Raw genomic sequence first — 17049 nt, 5'->3', positions numbered from 1 at the left:
TATGGCGACGATCTCCGAGAACATACAACAGCTGCGCGCCCGCATGGAGCGGGCTTGTGAGCAGGCGTCGCGCCCTGTGCACAGCGTCACGCTGCTGGTCGTAACAAAGACTTTCCCTGCGGAAGATGTCCGCGCCGCCTTTGAGGCCGGCGAGCGGCGCTTCGGCGAAAACTATGTCCAGGAAGGCATCGACAAGATCGCCAGCCTGGCGGATCTGCGCGCGCAGGTGGAATGGCACCTGATCGGACCGCTGCAAAGCAACAAGACCCGGGTGGTGGCCGAAAGCTTCGACTGGGTGCACAGCGTGGACCGGCTCAAGATCGCCCAGCGCCTGTCCGAGCAGCGGCCGCCCGAGCTGCCCCCGCTGCAGCTGTGCCTGCAGGTCAACATCAGCGGCGAGGCCAGCAAGAGCGGCGTCGCACCGGCCGACGTGCCGGCCCTGGCGCAGGCCGTGGAAGCCCTGCCTCGGGTGCGGCTGCGCGGCCTGATGGCCATCCCTGAGCCGGCGGCGAGCCTGGCCGAGCAACGTGAGCCCCACCGCGCCCTGGCCGAACTGCTGGCGGCGCTCAACCGCGACGGCCTGGCACTGGACACCCTGAGCATGGGCATGACCGCCGACCTGGAGGCCGCCATCCTGGAAGGCGCCACCGTGGTGCGGGTGGGCACGGCCATCTTTGGCGCCCGGACCCCGCCGCCCGAGCGACCGGCCTAGCCGATGAGCACGCTGCCGCGCCCCGGCGAATGGTTGCCCGAACTCCCGGGCAGCCTGTCGCTGATGGCGTTGCTGCGTGAAGGCACCCATCAGGAGCGCCTGTTCATTCTGGGCGGCTGGCTGCTGACCCTGGTGGCTGCGGTGGCCCTGGGACTGCTGAGCGTGCGGCTGAACTGGTCCGGACTGGCCATCCCCCTGCCCTCGGTGGTCGGCATGAGCGATGACCCAGACCCGGCCGGGCATCTGTACCTGAGCATCTTCCCGCCGCTGAGCCTGTGCCTGTGGTGGACGCTGTGCTTCGGCTGGCGCTGGGGCGCACCGCCCGCGTATGTCGCCACCCTGGCGCTGGCGCTGGACGCCGACATGGCGCCGACCTGGGCCCTGATCTTCGCCGCCGCCAATCCGATCGGCCTGGGCGTGATGGCGCTGGGGTACCGGGCCGTCGGCGCCTCCCGCGCGCTGCGCACCCGACGCAGCTGGATGTTCTATGTGCCGCTGAGCTTTGTGGCGGCGGTGCTCAGCTCCACCGGGGCCCTGATCTGGACCCACACCCGCCAGCTCGGCGCGGGCGAGCAGTTGCCAATCTGGCAGGGCTGGTGGCTCGGTGCCTTTGCGCAAAGCCTGCTGATCGCCGGCCCGCTGCTGGCCTTCACCTGGCCGCCGCTGTGGCGTTGGCTGCAGCGCCGGCCGGAACTGCGCCATCCCACACCCGCCGGCCGCCGCGCGCTCGGGTTGGGGCTGTTGCTGGCCATCGTGCTGGCGGTGCAGGGCTTCGGTCTGGTGAGTCTGGGACTGGGCTCGCTGCAACTGCGGCTGGCTCTGGACAGCCGGGACTGGGGCCAGCTCGCCGAAGCGGCCCGCGTCATGCTGAGCACCGCCTGGGTGTTCTTCTGGGTCTTCACCTTGATCGTGCTGTTCGTCGGGCAGTTCGGCTATCAGGCGCTGTCGCGCTGGCTGCGATCGACCGAAGCCCTGGTCATGCAACTGGCCCGGGTGAACGCCGAGCTGGAACAACGCTCCCGCACCGACGGCCTCTCCGGCCTGGTCAACCGAATGGCCGCCGAAGACGGCCTGCGTGCGCTGCTTCGCGCGGTGCGGCGCTACCGCACACCGGCGGCCGTCCTGATGCTGGACATCGACCACTTCAAGCTGGTGAACGACCGCTACGGCCATGCCGCCGGCGATGCCGTCATCCGCGCGCTGGCGCGGACGCTGCAGGACGCCTCGCGTGAAGTGGATCTGCCGGGTCGATACGGCGGCGAGGAATTCGTCATTGGCCTGGCCCACACCGACCTGCCGGGAGCACTGCAGTTCGCCGAACGCCTGCGGGTCCGCATTGCCGATGCCCAGGTCCAAGGGCCGCCGCCCGAAGGGGCGGCGCGGGAGACCGGACCGCTGATCAGGTACACCGTCAGCATCGGCGTCGCGGTGATGCGGGCCGAGGACGAAGGCATCGAAAACGCCCTGCGCCGCGCCGATGCCGCGCTCTACCGGGCCAAGCAAGGGGGCCGCAATCGCGTGGAGACGGAAGCCACCGCCGATGCGCCCGGTGCCGAAACGGGCACCCGCAACGACTGACCCCGTCAGCCGTCAAACGCCCTCGGCATGGGCGTTCCGTGCGATCAGCGCGCATTTCTCAGGCTCCCTGTAACAACCCTATTAGGGCTTCCACCAAGCAGGAGGAAACGCCTTTTTCAAACAGTTGCAGGTGCCGCGTCAGAATTCACGGGCCCGGAAATCCAGCGTGGATAACCCGAATCAAGTGCACCGATGATCCGGCCGAAGCCGTTGCACGGTAGACGTCGAAGAGCGTCAAGAAACCGTCATCAACAACTCATTTCCACGCGAGGGAATCCATGTCGTTTCTGTCCCGCCTGCGCATCGGGCAGCGCCTGACGCTGAGCTATACGCTCCTCATCCTGCTGCTGATCATCATCGGCGCCTATGGCGCACACAACGCCGGCCGCCTCTCTCACGACCTGGACCAGACCGCCAACTCCAGCCTGCTGAAGATCGCTTCGGCCAATGCACTGGAAGGCAACGTCAACATCATTGCCCGCGCCTCGCGCGATCTGCTGCTGCTCGACGAAGCGCGTCAGATCAAGAAGCAGAAGGCCGCCATTGCCGAAGCCCTGGCCGACAGCGACAAGCAGCTCGCCGAGCTGGAAGCCAAGGTGGCCGACACCAAGGACAAGGACGTCGTGGCCGTGGTCCACGAGCAGCAGAACAAGTTCACCGCTGCGGTCTCCAAGTTCCTGAAGATCCAGCAGGACGGCAGCCCTGACGAAGCCCGCGAAAGCCTGATCACCGACGTGCGTCCGGCCCAGCAGGCCTATCAGGAAGGCCTGAAGGCGCTGGTCGAGCTGCAGTTCGGCAACGCCCGTGCCCTGGCCGAATCCGGCGCCAAGCTGGCCAACCAGTCGATCCTGGTCACCGGCGCCCTGGTGGTGGTGGCGGTGCTGATCGGCGGTGTCGGCGGCCTGACCATCGCCCGCTCGATCGTCGTGCCGGCCCGCAAGGCCAAGGATGCCGCCCAGGCGATCAGCTCGGGCGACCTGTCGCAGCACATCGATGTCGAAGGCACCGATGAACTGGCGCAGATGCTGCACGCCATGCGCGACATGCAGAACGCCTTGTCCGGCGTGGTGGCCAGCGTGAGCGCGGCCGCCGGCGAAGTGGCCCACAACTCCAATGAGATCGCCGGCAGCAATGTCGATCTGTCGGACCGCACCGCGCGCTCGGCCGAGAGCCTGCAAAACACCGCCGCGTCGGTGGAGCAGATTGCCTCCAACCTCAACGGCGCCAGCGAACTGACCCGCAAGGCCTCCGGCATCGCCGCCAAGGCGCGCCAGTCGGCCTCTGCCGGCGGCAATGTGGTGAGCCAGGTCGTCTCGACGATGGAAGAGATCAGCGCCAGCTCGCGCAAGATCGGCGACATCATCGGTGTGATCGACGGCATTGCCTTCCAGACCAACATCCTGGCGCTGAACGCCGCAGTGGAAGCGGCCCGCGCCGGCGAACACGGCAAGGGCTTTGCGGTGGTGGCTTCGGAAGTGCGCGCGCTGGCCTCGCGTTCGGCGCAGGCGGCCAAGGAAATCAAGGTGCTGATCCAGGAATCGTCCGTCAAGGTCGAGAACGGCACCGCCCTGGTCAACAACGCGGGCGCCACCATCCGCTCGGTGGTGGACGAGGTCAACAACATGGGCCAGTTGATCGAGGAAATCTCGCACTCGGCCCAGGAACAGGCGGCCGGCGTCGGCGTGGTGAACAACGCCATGAACGAACTCGACCGCACCACCCAGCAGAACACCACCCTGGTGGACGAGCTGACCCGCTCCACCGACTCGCTGCGCGAAAGCAGCTCCCGCCTGGTGCAGGCAGTGGGCTTCTTCAGCACGGCGCGCTCCGCGAGCTGATCGCCGATCACCCGACCCCGCGTTCCCACCCGGACAACCCTACTTTCCTCACCCAAGACGTACGAGGTCCCAAGATGAGCAAGCCCCTGATCAAGCAACTTTCCCGTGGCCTTCTGGGCCTGACCGCCGCCGTGCTGCTGAGCGCCGGCGCCTACGCCACCCCGAAGATCATCAAGAAGGTGCCGCCGGAGTTCCCGCCGGAAGCCGCCCGCCAGTCGATCTCCGCCGGCTCGGTCCGCGCCAAGATGAACATCGATCCGGACGGCAAGGTCTCGGGCGTCGAAATCCTGGAAGCCGAACCGCGCAAGGTCTTCGACAAGGCCGTCACCCGCGCCCTGATGGACTGGAAGTTCGAAGCCAGCGGCGAAAAGCAGACCCACGAGGTCAAGCTGGTGTTCAAGAACGAAGACTGAGTCTCACCGGCTCATCCAAAGGGGGACCGCTCACGAGCGGTCCCTTTTTTCTTGGGGCCGCCCGGGTCAGAAATCCCGCATCGCGCGGGGGCCGCCCGCACCGGTCGGTCATCGGCCCCTTACACTGCGCCCCATGCGCGCCCGCATCGCCCCCGCCCACCGTCGACTCCTCTGGAGCCGCTGGCTGGTGCTCGCGCTGCTGAGCCTGATGCTGCCGCTGCAAGGCGCGCTGGCGGCCACCATGGCCCTCGGTATGGCACTGATGCCCGCCACCCCGGGGCCTGCCCACACGATGGCGATGTCGATGGCGATGTCAACGGCGATGCCATCGGCTTGCGCCGACATGGGCGAAATGGACCACAGCGTCCAAGTCAGCGACCAAGGCAGCCACCACGGACACGCCTTGGCGTCGGCCGGCGATGCTGCCAGCGGCGACGATCACGCCGGCGCTGATCATCACTGCGGCATCTGCCTGCAGTGCTGCATCGGTGCGGCCCTGCCGATGGCGTCATTGCCTCTGGCCGAGCAGAACCTGCGCGATGCGGCCCCCACGCGTCGAACCGCGGGCGCTCCCGATCAGCCGCCGCAGGCGCTCGACCGGCCGCCGAAAACCTTCCTCGCCTGAACAACCGGCGCCCCCGGCGCCGGATCCGCTGCCGTCACGCCCTGGTTGAAATCGCCGGGCGCATCGGTACCGTCCCTGTTCATCTTGCGAGGAAGCCATGCCTTCTCGAACTTCTTTCACGCCCGTCTCGGCGTCGGCGCTTGCGATCGCCGTGCTGGTGAGCGCAAGCGCGGCCTCGATCGCTGCGCCGCCCGCTGCAGCCGCCGCCACCGTGGCGGCCACCCCGACCCCGCCTGCGGCGACCGCCGCGACTCGCCTGCCCGATGCAGATCCCAGCGACCCGGGCCAAGGCGCGACGCGATCCCGCCCCTCTGCGTCTGAGGGGCAGCGCTTGCCGCCGGCATCGGCATCCACGTCAACCGCCATGTCGGAGGCGATGACACCGTCCAGCCGGGCCGTGATGGATCCGGGTGTCGGCGACTGGCGCCAGGCCAATCGCCGTGTGCACGAGGCCGGCGGCTGGCGCGCCTTGCTGCGAGAAAGCCAAGCCGCCCAGGCCAAGGCCCCTCCAGCCGCGCCAACGCCGCCCCCCGCCGCAGCGGCATCCGCGCCAGCGGCGGGCCATCACCATCACCCGGATTGAGGGAGTTCACCACCATGTCGTCACAGACGATTCCCTCCACGGCGGCCCGTGCCGCGCCGTCCACCAGCCTGCAGCACCGAGCGACGAAGCGGCGTGCCCTCGGCAGTGTGCTCGCCTCGGCTGCCGCCGTGCTGTTGGGCGGCTGCGCCTCGCTGTCGCCGGAACAAGCCATCGCGCCAGTCCAGCAGCAGAGTCAGGCCTGGCTGAGCGCTGACCTGCCGCTGCAACAGACGGATGACCAACGCGCCGCCGCACGCCAGCGCACCGAGGCCCTGCTCGCGCAGCCGCTGGATGCACAGGCCGCCGTGCAACTGGCGTTGCTGAACCACCGCGGGCTGCAGGCCAGCCTCTACGGCCTCGGCATGGCCGAATCCGAACGGGTGCAGACGCTGTTGTGGCCCAACCCGGTCCTCAGCCTCGGACGTCTGGTGCGCGGCGACGAGCGTGAGATCGAGCGCGGCCTCAGCGTCAACCTGCTGGCCCTGCTGGGCCGCCCCGCACGGCAGGACGCGAGCGCCCGCACCCTGGCACGCGAGCAGGCGCGCGTCGCCCAGCAGTTGCTGGACATCGCGGGGCAGGCGCGGCGGCGCTGGATCGACGCGGTCGCGGCGCAGGCGCAACAGGCCCATGCCCGGACCGTGCTGGACTCCGCTTCAGCCGGCGCTGAGCTGACGCTGCGCATGCGGCAGGCCGGCAACGTCAGCGCGCTGCGACTCGCCCGCGAACGGGCGGTGCTGGCCGAAGCACAACTGGCGATGGAGCAGGCGCAACTGCAGGCCGTTCGCGAGCGGGAGGCCTTGATCCGTGCAATCGGACTGTGGGGCGACGATGTCGCGCGGCTGAGTCTGCCTGAGCGTCTGCCCGACGTGCCATCGACGTTCCGCCAGGCCGACGACCTGGAGCGAACGGCCGTGGCCCAGCGGCTCGACATCCAGGCCGCCAAGCGCCAGTCCGAGGCCCTCGCCGCGCAACTGGGGCTGACGCGCCAGACCGGCCGCCTCAATGCGCTGGAACTCGGGCTGCAACGCAACAGCAGCAACCAGGCGCCGACACAACGCGGACTGGACCTCAGCCTCGAGGTGCCGCTGTTCGATTGGGGACAGGCGCGCATCGTCGGGGCACAGCAGGCCTATCTGCAGTCGGTGGAACAGACGGCGCAGACCGCGATCGACGCCCGCTCCGAAGTGCGGGAGGCGAGCGAGCGCGCGCAGGCCGCGTGGCGCATCGCGCGTCGACATCACGACGAGTTGCTGCCGCTGGCTCGCCAGGTCTCGGACGAAACCCTGCTGCGCTACAACGGCATGCTGATCGGCGTCATGGACCTGCTGGCCGATGCGCGGGCGCAGGCGCGTGCCGTCTCCGCCGCCCTTGGCGCCCAGCGCGACTTCTGGCTGGCCGAAGCCACGCTGTCTCAAAGCCTGCTGGGACCGGTGCATGACACCGCGTCCAGCGCCAGCCCCAACACTTCCTCAACCCCTGGCGCGTCGACCGATGCCAGCGGTGCCGCGCATTGAGCGCGACCTCTCCAAGGACACCCATGATCTCCCGAAGAAACCTCTTCGCCCAGATGGCCGCCGGCGCTGCGGTCGGCGTGGCCGGCGCGGTGAATGCCGCGGCCGTTTCCCGTGTGGCATTGGCTGCGATTCCCGACGCCATGCAGCGCGACACCCCGGACACCGCACCGCCGTTGTCGCCGCCGGACGGCCGGCCCTACCAGCCGGTGGTCACCCTCAACGGCTGGACCTTGCCCTGGCGCCTGCGCGATGGCGTCAAGGAATTCCACCTCGTCGCAGAGCCGGTGGTGCGCGAACTGGCACCGGGCTGCACGGCCCACCTGTGGGGCTACAACGGCCAGTCGCCAGGCCCCACGATCGAAGTCGTGGAAGGCGACCGGGTGCGCCTCTACGTCACCAACCGGCTGCCGGAGCACACCAGCGTGCATTGGCACGGCCAGCGCCTGCCCAATGGCATGGACGGTGTGTCCGGTCTGACGCAGCCGGCCATCCGGCCGGGCGAAACCTTCGTCTATGAATTCGTCGCGCGTCGTCCCGGGACCTTCATGTACCACCCGCATGCGGATGAAATGACGCAGATGGCCATGGGCATGATGGGCTTCTGGGTCACCCATCCGAAAGCCCACCATCCGGCGATAGCGACGGTGCAGCGGGACTTCTGCTTCCTGCTGTCGAGCTACGACATCGATCCCGGCAGCTACACCCCGCGCATCTCGACGATGACCGACTTCAACCTCTGGACCTGGAACAGCCGTGTGTTCCCCGGCATCGACACGCTCAATGTGCGGCAGGGCGACCGGGTGCGGATCCGCGTGGGCAACCTCACGATGACCAACCATCCGATCCACCTGCACGGCCATGAGTTCCAGGTCACCGGCACGGACGGTGGACCGGTGCCGCCCGCCGCGCGCTGGCCGGAGGTGACCACCGACGTGGCGGTCGGCCAGATGCGCCAGATCGAGTTCGTGGCGGACGAGCCGGGCGACTGGGCCCTTCACTGCCACAAGAGCCACCACACGATGAATGCCATGGGCCACGCGGTCGATACGCTGATCGGCGTCGACCACCGCGGGCTGGCGTCCCGCATCAACAAGATCATCCCGGACTACATGGCCATGGGCGAGCGCGGCATGGCCGACATGGCCGAAATGGAGATGCCGATTCCCGAGAACACGGTGCCGATGATGTCCGGTCAAGGGCCGCACGGGTCGCTTGAAATGGGCGGCATGTTCAGCGTGGTGAAAGTCCGGGCGGACCAGAAGCCCGGTGACTACAGCGATCCGGGCTGGTATCGCGCTCCCGCGGGTTCGGTGGCGCGGCGTGTGGAAACGCCCGGTGAAGCACCGTCATCGCCGATGCCAACGGCTCATCAGCACCCGCCTCGTCCGACGGCTGGCGCATCAGAGGCCGCATCCACCAGGCCCGCTTCGGAGCCACTCCGCGTCCGCAAGCCCGATGGGCACGGGCATCACGGGCACTGAGTCCTGCGCCGCCTTCGTGTGCTGCTCCGCTCGAGTCATCCCCTTCGACTTCCAATCTCGATCCCCACCATTCACCATGAACTTCACGCTCACCTCCCCGTCACGCCTGCTGCTCGTCGGCCTGCTCTCGCTGCCGATGTTCCAGACGCCTGCAACCGCGCAGGAACACGCGCACGACCACGCGCCTTCAGCCACAGCGTCCGCCTCCTCTGCCGTCGGTGACGCAGCGTCCGCAGAGGACTGGATCGGCGCAGAGATTCGCCGCATCGACACCGCCCAACAGCGCATCACCCTCAAGCACGGCGAGATTCGCCATCTCGACATGCCCGGCATGACCATGCCCTTCCGGGTCAAACCCGGGCTGCTGTCTGCCGAGCAACTCGCCGCGCTCAAGCCCGGTGACTCGGTCGAGGTGCGGATTCAGTTGATCCAAGGGACGCCCATGATCACCGAGCTGCGCTCCCGTTCGTCGCGCTGACGGGGACCGCCCACCTGCCCCGTTCCGCGCGACGGCGGCGAGGGCATGGGGCCCTGTGCTCACCGCACAAACCCCAAGCCTTCCCGTCCTCCACCACGTTTTGCCTGCATTGGTTTTGCGACCGAGGCCATCGTGGGAATGTCCTGCGGCGGCCGGTTCGTTTCTTCCGTCGTTCTGTCTGTGGCGGGACCGCCCACCTGCCCCGCTCGGCGCGATGGCCGCGAGGGCATGGGGCCCGTGCTCAGCGCACAAACCCCAAGCCCTCCCGTCCTCCACCACGTTCTGCCTGCATTGGTTTTGCGACCGAGGCCATCGTGGGACCGTCCTGCTGCGGCTGGTCCGTCTTTTCCATCGTTCTGTCTGTAGCGGGACTGCCCACCTGCCCCGCTCGGCGCGATGGCCGCGAGGGCATGGGGCCCGTGCTCAGCGCACAAACCCCAAGCCCTCCCGTCCTCCACCACGTTTTGCCTGCATTGGTTTTGCGACCGAGGACATCGAAGATCTCCCGATCCACCGTGGTGGGGGTGTGTCGGGGGGATCGCGTTGGGGTTCGTGGGTTCGTGGGTTCGTGGATTCGTGGGCTCGCTTTTCGGCAAGGTCTTCTGCGGTCGGGAGATCGCGGACAATGGCAGGCTATGGCGATTCAATGGTTTCCCGGGCACATGCACAAGACCCGGGGCGCGATCCGCGAGCGCATGAAAAGCGGGATCGATGTGGTGATTGAGCTGCTGGACGCCCGCGTGCCCGCCAGCAGCGCCAATCCCCTGCTGGCCCAGCTCACCTTGGGACGTCCCGCACTGAAGCTGCTCAACAAGCAGGATCTGGCAGATCCGGCACGCACCGAGGCGTGGCTGGCGCATTACCGCGCCCAGCCCGATACCCGCGCCATCGCGATCCATCAAGGCATGCCCGGACTGGCCAAGGCGCTGGCCAGCGAGTGCCGGGCGACCGCCCCCAATCGCGGCACGCTCGACAAGCCGCTTCGGGTGCTGGTCTGCGGCATTCCGAACGTCGGCAAGTCGACGCTCATCAACACGCTGGTCGGCAAGCGCGCGGCCAACACCGGCGACGAGCCCGGCATCACCAAGATCGAGCAGAAGATCCTGCTCGACAAGGGCGTCTACCTGTTCGACACCCCCGGCATGCTCTGGCCCAAGATCCGCGTGCCCCAAGCCGGCATCAACCTGGCCGCCAGCGGCGCCATCGGTCGCAATGCATTCGAGGAAGAAGTGGTGGCGCTGGATGTGCTCGCCTACCTTCGCCATCACTACCCGCAGGCCCTGAAACAGCGCTATCAAATCGACGCCTCCGACGCCCGCAGCGAGGGCGAACTGCTCGATGCCATCGGCAAGCGGCGTGGCGCCATCCTGCCGGGCGGTCGCATCAACACCCAGAAAGCCGCCGAGATCCTGCTGTATGACCTGCGTCAGACGCAACTCGGCCGCATCACGCTGGAAACCCCGGACGAGTTCGCCGCCTGGACCGCCGAAGCCGATGCCGCCGAAGCGGCCAAGGAAGCCGCTCGCGAAGCTCAGCGCGTGCTGGCCAAGCGCGGCACTCGGGATGCCGTCGCCACGAGCGACGACATCAGCGACAGCGACGGCAGCGACGACAGCGATGACGACGACGAGGCAACGGACGCCGAGATCGAGCTGCACGATCAGGACGACATTGACGCCATCGACGCGCCGCGTGATGCCGAGTCTGACGAGGAAGAAGGCCGCGGGTCCAAGCAGGGGTGATCGGGCTTGATCGGTCCTCGGCAGGTCAGAGCCTGTCTCAGCCATCCAAGCCCGTCTGATCAGGTCTGTTCAGGTCTGATCCGGCTTGAGAGGGTCTGAGAGGGTCCGGGGGAGCCCATCCGGTCTGCTTAGATCACATCAAGTCGAACGGCAGGCTGCGGGGTGGGGTGACTTCGGCGGGCACCAGCACCACCATCCGCGCGAGGGTCGTGAGCTCGGGTTCGCCGTGCTGCAGGCCGTCCATGACCAGTCGCACACAGGTCTTGAGCAGAGCCGGATCGTCCGCCGCGCCGACCAGGACGCGGTGGAGGTGATTGGCGACATCCTCCGCGCGATTCGTCAGTCCAGCCAGACGCGTAGCGATCTGCAGCAGGGGCAGCATGTCCGCGAGGTTCTTGTGATGTCGGAAGTCGACCTGGGTGCGGGTGAGCGCCCTCGCCCAGGCCGAGTTCATGCGGTCCAGTTCACCCAGCACATCGGTGCGGGTCGCATGGCGGAACAGGCTGTAGTCGCCCCGGCCGCGATGGATCCCGGGCAGCCAGTCCAGGCCCAGCAACCCCTCCTGCACATCCGGATGCAGCCGCACTTCCATCAGTTGAGGGCATTGGGCCAAGAGCTCGCGCAGATCCACCCCCGGGCCATCCGGCCATGGGCTGTCTGCCCGGCTGAGATCGATCTCGCGCAAGGTCAGTTGCTGCATGGCAGCCAACGGCGGCAGCAGGCCGGGATGCCGAAGATCCAGCACCCGCACCGGCAGCACCGACAGTGACTCGGCCAGCGCGCCGGTCAGGACCAGTTCGTCATCCAGTTGCAGGCGCACCCGCGTGGTGTAGCGCATCACCGCGTTCAGCAGGTCGCAGGGGGGCAACTCCAGGCGGCCGGGCTCGCCCCCAGGGCCTCGATCCGACAGCGTGATCTCATCCGCCACGCCACCGTGCTGAGCCAGCAGCACCCGATGATGCACTTCGCGGATCTGCGCATCCCGGCCCGGCTTCGCCATCGCAGCCCATGCCCACAGTCGCCGGGTCAGCTCCAGCTCCTCCGCGCTCTTCAGCTTCAGAGAACCATCCGGAAGACGGACACACGCCGTCATCAGCACATCGTCCAGCAGCTGCTTCAGCACCTGAACGTCGCAGTCTTCCACCGTCGCGCACCCCTCACCGGCGGCGGCGGAAGAGCTCAACCGTGCGATCCAGAAGCGCCGCTGTGCCTGCCCGCTCTCGGGCATCCAGCAAGCGGCGGGCGACCGCAGGACCTCGATCAATGCCCGTCGATCACCCAGCCCCAGATACTGGACCAGCCCCGCACTCAAGGCTTCGGTCTTGCGGGCCAGCATGCCCGCGCAGTATTGCCATTGAGACACGGGTGGCATGTGCCCGACTTCGGGTTGCGCAGCGGCGTCCGGCGATGGCGGATGAAGATCGGCCGCCGACGGAGGCGGCGCTTGGTGATCAGGGGGCGAAGACATGAGGAGGCTCCAAGGGCGGCGGGTTCAAAAGTGCGCGTGCCGACCACCGAGCCGAACAGGTCGATGCGCAGGCGCCAACAGCCCGCGCAACGGCGCGGACTGTTTTCTAGTGACCACCCCGGGCGCTGGGGTTCGGACGCGGGTCTGAAGCGCCCGCCCTTGGGTGGAAACTTCCACCGCGCCCCTTCGATTCAGGCGCTGATGTCCAGCAGGCGCGCGGCGTCACTGCCTCGCTCGACGTGGTTCCACAACACGGGCCCGAGTTCCACCCAAACGGTCATGTCCGGGCCATCGGTGGCGGTGTAGCGACCGCGCGAGGCACTGGGCGTTTGCACTTGATCCACGGGCGGCGCCATCTGGCCGAGCGGGCGTCGGCCATACACCACGTCGGCTTGGGCTTCGCCGACGAACTGGTCCAGTGGCGAACCGTTGGTGAGAAATGGCGACAGCTGCAGCACCACCGAGGGCGGTGGTCCTGCCATGAACTGCTGCGAGACCGTGGCGCGGTGCTGGCGCAGCGGGTCTTCGGCAAAGGCTGAGGTCTGCAGCGGTGCGCCGAGAATGTCCGAAAGCTTCAATCCGTCCCAACGGGCGATGGCGTCGATGCGCCCCGTCCCGCTCCCGATCATTGCGTGGTGGTGTGTCGACGCGGGCGCGACGCGCGCCCGGGATCGACCGGCGGGAATTCTCACCAGCCCGCCGCCCCCGCTCGGCCGAATGCGGGCTCGCAAGAATCGCTCAGCGCACGAACTTCTGCGGCGTGTGTGCCGTCGTGGAGTCGTTCACGAATGCAGCAGGGCCGCGAAACGCTTCAGCCCGGACTCCGTCGCGAACGCACGACGCCACCCAGCGGCTGTCGCCCACCAGCACCGCCGTCGCAGGACATTCCCACGATGACCTCGGTCGCAAAACCAATGCAGGTGGAAATGGTGGAGGGCGGGAGGGCTTGGGGTTTGTGCGCTGAGGACATCGGAAAGCGACGGTCCCCCACAGCCGACAGACGGTCCTTGAAACGTCGCCTGACGGGCGCATGTGGAGCGCATGGATGTCGCGCTGTCGTCGGGCGACACACGGCGGGCCGCCAGATGCCGCCGCTCCTAAAGCCCCTGCGCGGCGTCATGTCGTGCGCAACTGCAGACACTCCACACCATGGCCCTGATCGTGCTGACGCTCATTGCGGCGTTTCTTTGCTTCTGGCTGATCAGCCAGCCCTGGCGGCAGGCGCGTCGCCGGGCGCGGCTGAGGGCGCGCGCCTTTCCGGCGTCATGGCGGGCCATCCTTCGGCGCCGGGTGCCGCAGATCGCTCAGTTGCCTTCCGATCTCCAACTGCGGCTGAAGCGCCAGATGCAGGTGTTTCTCGCGGAGAAGCAGTTCATCGGCTGTGCCGGTCAGGCGATCACCGATGAGGTCAGGGTCACCATCGCGGCGCTGGCCTGCCTGCCGCTGCTGGGCCGCTCGCGCGGTTACTACCCTCGCCTGCACAGCGTGCTGGTGTATCCGGGTCCGTTCATCGTCGACCGGGTGCGGCATCAGGGTCCGCTGCAGATGCAGCAGCGCCAGGTGCTCAGCGGTGAATCATGGGGCGAGGGCCAGGTGGTGCTGTCCTGGGAAGACGTGATGCGGGACGCCGCGCTGCCCGAACACGGTCATAACGTGGTGGTGCATGAGTTCGCCCACCAGCTCGACCAGGACAAAGGTTTCGCCAATGGCGCGCCGTGGGTGGGTGGCCGTTTCGACCAGGCGCGATGGGCACAAGTGATGCAGCAAAGCTTCGACCTGCTGCGCCGCCGGCTGGAGAACGGTGAGCCCGATCCGCTGGGCGACTATGCCTCGACCGAACCGGCGGAATTCTTTGCCGTGGCCAGCGAGCGCTTCTTCGGCCAGCCGTGGGCGTTGGCGCAAGCCCATCCGCAGGTGTATGCGGCGCTGCGAAGGTATTACGAGATCGATCCGATGATGTGGTCCTGAGGGCGGGCCTGCACGGCCGTTCATTCGCCCGCGATCAGAAGCCCATTTCGGCCAGCAACGCGTCCACATCGTCCTGCTGCAGCGCCTTGTCCGGCGTCTGCACACCGGCGAGCTGCTCGGTCTGAGTGACCGGAGCCGCCGCCTCGAACTCGGCCAGCAACTCCTGCAGCGGCGTTTCGGCCGGACGCAGGATGCCCAAGACCTTGTTGATCACCTGGCCGGACAGATCCTGGAAGTCCTGCGCCATCATGATCTCGGTCTGCAGGCCTTTGACCCGGTCGGCAAATCCTGCCGCGCTGGCCGCGTAGGCGGCACACAGCTTCATCATGGCGCGGGCACGTTCCACGCTCAGGTCGGTGCTCTGTGCCATGCGCTGCAGCGATTCCGACAGTTCGCTGCCTTGGCGACGCACGGTTTCGGCATCGTCCTGCGCAGACTCCACCAGACCCAGCACCTTGCTGGCTGCCTGGTCGGTCATTCGCTTGACGTAGTCCAGTCGCTCGCAGGCGTCCGGAATCTCCTGCGACAGCTTGTGCAAAGCCTCGTGGGCACCGGCGGCGGTGGTTGTGGCAGCTGTTTGGGACATGGCGGCGCTCGTAAAACGCTGAACTAGATCGTATAAATCTTAATTCTGCAACTGCTGTAACCATCGGAAAGCAGGGGGTATGCGCGTGCATTTTTGGGGAACCCGGCGGGATTTAAGTGAACGACGCAGCGGGTCGCCTGTAGCCTTCGAGGCGTCTGTTCTGGCGCTGCGACTTTTCTCATGAACATGGCCACCACCCGATCCTCGCCTGGTATGAACCACAGCGCGCCGCTGCGCGCGCGCGGACCGTCGTCCGCTGCGGCCGACGCGGGAAGCTTCGCCGCGTCGCAGCGCTTCACGCCCACCGCAGCGCCGCCCTCGGCCCTGCGCGATGTGATGGACATCGTCATCGGCGTGGTGGTGTTGCTGGGCATGCTCCTTGCGCTCGCTTGTCTGGCGCACTACACCCGCGACAGCATGGCCGTTGGCCGCGCGCTGACCGACGAAGCCAACACCAAGAGCAGCCTGGTCTGCAAGGACGGGCGCATCGCCCGCGGCGACGGCTCACTGCCGGATCTGGTGCTGGAGGATGGCGTGTTCGTCTGCACCGACTGGCGCACCCAGCAGGCGTTGGAGCTCGAGCAGTCGCAGAAGGGCTGGAAGCGTTACTGAGCGGCCGCCCGGCTCAGGTCCACAAGTCCAGCGGCGGTTCGTGCGTCATGCCGCGCAGCAGGTCGCTGCGCGAGAGAAAGCCCTGCAACTGCCCATCCGCATCCGCCACCGGCAGGCCGGGCAAGCCCAGATCCAGCATCAGTTGAGCCGCTTCACGCAAGGGCGTGTCCGACAGCGCGACGGGCACCGGCGTCCACATGGCGTCGTCCACCGGTGAGGCGAAACGGCGCGCCACTTCCAGCACTTCGGCGCCGTCCTCGAGATCGTCCGGCAGGCCGCGCAGCAGGTCGGCCCGAGTGATCAGTCCCCGCACTTCCCCCATCGGCCCGAGCACCGGCGCCTGTCCCACCGCGGCGCGAGACATCACCCGCCAGGCCTGCCGAAGCGTGGCGCCGCTGCGCACGCTGATCAGGCGTCGATTCATCAGCTGATGGACCTGGGTCAGCACCTGACGCACCGGCTCGCCGGCGTAGGCGGCCAAGGCTTCGGTGGCGACGTAGGCGCTCGGCCCGCCCGCCGATCCGCCGCTGCCCGCAGCGCCGGCGCCACCCTGTCCCAGTCCGGCGAGCACCACCGTCGACGGCGTCAGATCGCCCTGCGGCCCGATCGGCGCCACCGCCCGGGTGCGCGCCACCGCCTGCACCGGCGCGAGCTCGCGGACCTGCTCGAGGCCACCGGTGTAGATCTTTCCGGAGGTGCCGTAGACGGAAAACATGCCGTCAGGATGACACAGCCCGGCATCCACGCGCATTGCTGCAAACACGCAGCCTGCCCTCGTTCGCCGCGCTGCGCCGGCAGGATGGGGCACGTGGGCCACGCGGGGCGCGCGGCGGGTGTGCCGATCAGCGCGCGGTGCGGGCGTCCGGAATCGGGAACGCGGTTTCGTACTTGACCTCCCGCAGCACCACATTGCTTCTCACGCTGGCCACGCCGGGCACCTTGAAGATCTTGGTCTGCAGGAACTGGTCATAGGCCTTCATGTCGGGCGCGACGATCTTCATCACATAGTCGGCCTCGCCGGTGATCGCCTGGCACTCGATGATCTCGGGGCTGGCGGCCACCATGGCCTCGAAGGCCTCGACCGCGCCTTCGCTGTGGCGCACCAGGCTCACATTGGCCAGCACGCAGATGGACAGCCCGATCTGCTCCCGATCCACCAGCGCCACATGGCGCCGGATCACGCCACGCTCCTCCAGTTCCTTGATGCGCCGCCAGACCGGCGTGGCCGACAGGCCGATGCGCTCGGCCAGCTGCTGCGTGCTCTGCCGCGCATCCGCCTGCAACGCCTCCAGGATGAGGCGCGTGGGCCGATCGAAAGCATCCTTTTCCATTTCAGCCCCTTTCGAGTGGATTGCACTCCAAATCACGCCTCGACGAAGCGATCAAAGCAACAAACCGCGCATTCTCTCGTAAAGAATCGCGCATCCACACCAAGAGCCCACGCCGGGTCG

The 17049-nt window shown here is 67.8% G+C and carries 17 protein-coding genes; 12 read left to right on the top strand and 5 right to left on the bottom strand.

Annotated features, from left to right (window positions below):
* Position 1 precedes the first annotated feature (1 nt).
* The 10 genes from N4261_RS04975 (at position 2) to ylqF (ending at position 10964) form a co-directional block, all read left to right on the top strand.
* Positions 2 to 712, top strand: coding sequence for a YggS family pyridoxal phosphate-dependent enzyme (locus tag N4261_RS04975; protein WP_261759110.1), 711 nt, complete (start codon positions 2 to 4; stop codon positions 710 to 712).
* A gap of 3 nt (positions 713 to 715) precedes the next feature.
* Positions 716 to 2290: a sensor domain-containing diguanylate cyclase gene (locus N4261_RS04970; RefSeq protein ID WP_261759109.1), complete on the top strand. Its 1575-nt coding sequence runs from the start codon at positions 716 to 718 to the stop codon at positions 2288 to 2290.
* Positions 2291 to 2568: 278 nt separating this feature from the next.
* Positions 2569 to 4128, top strand: a complete 1560-nt coding sequence (locus N4261_RS04965) for a methyl-accepting chemotaxis protein (RefSeq protein WP_261759108.1) — start codon at positions 2569 to 2571, stop codon at positions 4126 to 4128.
* A 74-nt stretch (positions 4129 to 4202) separates the two neighbouring features.
* Positions 4203 to 4541, top strand: a complete 339-nt coding sequence (locus N4261_RS04960) for a TonB family protein (RefSeq protein WP_261759107.1) — start codon at positions 4203 to 4205, stop codon at positions 4539 to 4541.
* Positions 4542 to 4674: 133 nt separating this feature from the next.
* Positions 4675 to 5166, top strand: coding sequence for a hypothetical protein (locus tag N4261_RS04955; RefSeq protein ID WP_261759106.1), 492 nt, complete (start codon positions 4675 to 4677; stop codon positions 5164 to 5166).
* A 97-nt stretch (positions 5167 to 5263) separates the two neighbouring features.
* Positions 5264 to 5749, top strand: a complete 486-nt coding sequence (locus N4261_RS04950; protein ID WP_261759105.1) for a hypothetical protein — start codon at positions 5264 to 5266, stop codon at positions 5747 to 5749.
* 14 nt (positions 5750 to 5763) lie between these two features.
* Positions 5764 to 7263 carry a TolC family protein gene (locus N4261_RS04945; protein ID WP_261759104.1) on the top strand — a complete coding sequence of 500 codons (1500 nt, stop codon included), beginning with the start codon at positions 5764 to 5766 and terminating at the stop codon, positions 7261 to 7263.
* A 23-nt stretch (positions 7264 to 7286) separates the two neighbouring features.
* A complete protein-coding gene (locus N4261_RS04940; RefSeq protein ID WP_261759103.1) occupies positions 7287 to 8744 on the top strand; it encodes a multicopper oxidase family protein in 1458 nt (485 codons plus the stop codon).
* Positions 8745 to 8820: 76 nt separating this feature from the next.
* Entirely contained in the window at positions 8821 to 9222 is a 402-nt protein-coding gene (locus N4261_RS04935; RefSeq protein WP_261759102.1) for a copper-binding protein, read from the top strand.
* A gap of 662 nt (positions 9223 to 9884) precedes the next feature.
* Positions 9885 to 10964 (top strand): ribosome biogenesis GTPase YlqF, encoded by a 1080-nt coding sequence (ylqF, locus tag N4261_RS04930; RefSeq protein WP_435532003.1) that lies wholly within the window; start codon positions 9885 to 9887, stop codon positions 10962 to 10964.
* A 133-nt stretch (positions 10965 to 11097) separates the two neighbouring features.
* Here the strand turns inward: ylqF and N4261_RS04925 are convergent, their stop codons facing one another.
* Together N4261_RS04925 and N4261_RS04920 are read right to left on the bottom strand one after the other, a co-directional pair.
* Complete coding sequence (locus N4261_RS04925; protein WP_261759101.1) at positions 11098 to 12336, bottom strand: hypothetical protein; 1239 nt, start codon at positions 12334 to 12336, stop codon at positions 11098 to 11100.
* A gap of 287 nt (positions 12337 to 12623) precedes the next feature.
* On the bottom strand, positions 12624 to 13061 hold the full coding sequence (locus N4261_RS04920; protein WP_261759100.1) for a hypothetical protein: 438 nt from the start codon (positions 13059 to 13061) through the stop codon (positions 12624 to 12626).
* A 520-nt stretch (positions 13062 to 13581) separates the two neighbouring features.
* Here N4261_RS04920 and N4261_RS04915 point away from each other — a divergent pair.
* Positions 13582 to 14400 carry a M90 family metallopeptidase gene (locus N4261_RS04915; protein ID WP_261759099.1) on the top strand — a complete coding sequence of 273 codons (819 nt, stop codon included), beginning with the start codon at positions 13582 to 13584 and terminating at the stop codon, positions 14398 to 14400.
* Positions 14401 to 14434: 34 nt separating this feature from the next.
* Here the strand turns inward: N4261_RS04915 and N4261_RS04910 are convergent, their stop codons facing one another.
* A complete protein-coding gene (locus tag N4261_RS04910; RefSeq protein WP_261759098.1) occupies positions 14435 to 14986 on the bottom strand; it encodes a protein phosphatase CheZ in 552 nt (183 codons plus the stop codon).
* A gap of 180 nt (positions 14987 to 15166) precedes the next feature.
* Between N4261_RS04910 and N4261_RS04905 the strand changes: the two genes are divergently transcribed.
* Positions 15167 to 15598 (top strand): hypothetical protein, encoded by a 432-nt coding sequence (locus N4261_RS04905; protein ID WP_261759097.1) that lies wholly within the window; start codon positions 15167 to 15169, stop codon positions 15596 to 15598.
* A 13-nt stretch (positions 15599 to 15611) separates the two neighbouring features.
* Here N4261_RS04905 and N4261_RS04900 read toward each other — a convergent pair whose 3' ends face one another.
* Together N4261_RS04900 and N4261_RS04895 are read right to left on the bottom strand one after the other, a co-directional pair.
* Positions 15612 to 16313, bottom strand: coding sequence for a CBS domain-containing protein (locus tag N4261_RS04900; RefSeq protein WP_261759096.1), 702 nt, complete (start codon positions 16311 to 16313; stop codon positions 15612 to 15614).
* A gap of 127 nt (positions 16314 to 16440) precedes the next feature.
* Positions 16441 to 16929 (bottom strand): Lrp/AsnC family transcriptional regulator, encoded by a 489-nt coding sequence (locus N4261_RS04895; protein ID WP_261759095.1) that lies wholly within the window; start codon positions 16927 to 16929, stop codon positions 16441 to 16443.
* Between the last annotated feature and the right edge of the window lie 120 nt (positions 16930 to 17049).

Origin of the sequence: Roseateles amylovorans (assembly GCF_025398155.2) — a bacterium.
GTDB classification, from domain to species: domain Bacteria; phylum Pseudomonadota; class Gammaproteobacteria; order Burkholderiales; family Burkholderiaceae_C; genus Roseateles; species Roseateles amylovorans.
Note: the sequence above shows the minus strand (reverse complement) of the source record. Positions and strands in the feature narration are given on the sequence as shown.

Coding starts and splice junctions, on each gene's coding strand:
- N4261_RS04975 (WP_261759110.1), top strand. CDS start 2: ATGGCGACGATCTCCGAGAACATACAACAGCTGCGCGCCCGCATGGAG.
- N4261_RS04970 (WP_261759109.1), top strand. CDS start 716: ATGAGCACGCTGCCGCGCCCCGGCGAATGGTTGCCCGAACTCCCGGGC.
- N4261_RS04965 (WP_261759108.1), top strand. CDS start 2,569: ATGTCGTTTCTGTCCCGCCTGCGCATCGGGCAGCGCCTGACGCTGAGC.
- N4261_RS04960 (WP_261759107.1), top strand. CDS start 4,203: ATGAGCAAGCCCCTGATCAAGCAACTTTCCCGTGGCCTTCTGGGCCTG.
- N4261_RS04955 (WP_261759106.1), top strand. CDS start 4,675: ATGCGCGCCCGCATCGCCCCCGCCCACCGTCGACTCCTCTGGAGCCGC.
- N4261_RS04950 (WP_261759105.1), top strand. CDS start 5,264: ATGCCTTCTCGAACTTCTTTCACGCCCGTCTCGGCGTCGGCGCTTGCG.
- N4261_RS04945 (WP_261759104.1), top strand. CDS start 5,764: ATGTCGTCACAGACGATTCCCTCCACGGCGGCCCGTGCCGCGCCGTCC.
- N4261_RS04940 (WP_261759103.1), top strand. CDS start 7,287: ATGATCTCCCGAAGAAACCTCTTCGCCCAGATGGCCGCCGGCGCTGCG.
- N4261_RS04935 (WP_261759102.1), top strand. CDS start 8,821: ATGAACTTCACGCTCACCTCCCCGTCACGCCTGCTGCTCGTCGGCCTG.
- ylqF (WP_435532003.1), top strand. CDS start 9,885: ATGCACAAGACCCGGGGCGCGATCCGCGAGCGCATGAAAAGCGGGATC.
- N4261_RS04925 (WP_261759101.1), bottom strand. CDS start 12,336: ATGCCACCCGTGTCTCAATGGCAATACTGCGCGGGCATGCTGGCCCGC.
- N4261_RS04920 (WP_261759100.1), bottom strand. CDS start 13,061: ATGATCGGGAGCGGGACGGGGCGCATCGACGCCATCGCCCGTTGGGAC.
- N4261_RS04915 (WP_261759099.1), top strand. CDS start 13,582: ATGGCCCTGATCGTGCTGACGCTCATTGCGGCGTTTCTTTGCTTCTGG.
- N4261_RS04910 (WP_261759098.1), bottom strand. CDS start 14,986: ATGTCCCAAACAGCTGCCACAACCACCGCCGCCGGTGCCCACGAGGCT.
- N4261_RS04905 (WP_261759097.1), top strand. CDS start 15,167: ATGAACATGGCCACCACCCGATCCTCGCCTGGTATGAACCACAGCGCG.
- N4261_RS04900 (WP_261759096.1), bottom strand. CDS start 16,313: ATGTTTTCCGTCTACGGCACCTCCGGAAAGATCTACACCGGTGGCCTC.
- N4261_RS04895 (WP_261759095.1), bottom strand. CDS start 16,929: ATGGAAAAGGATGCTTTCGATCGGCCCACGCGCCTCATCCTGGAGGCG.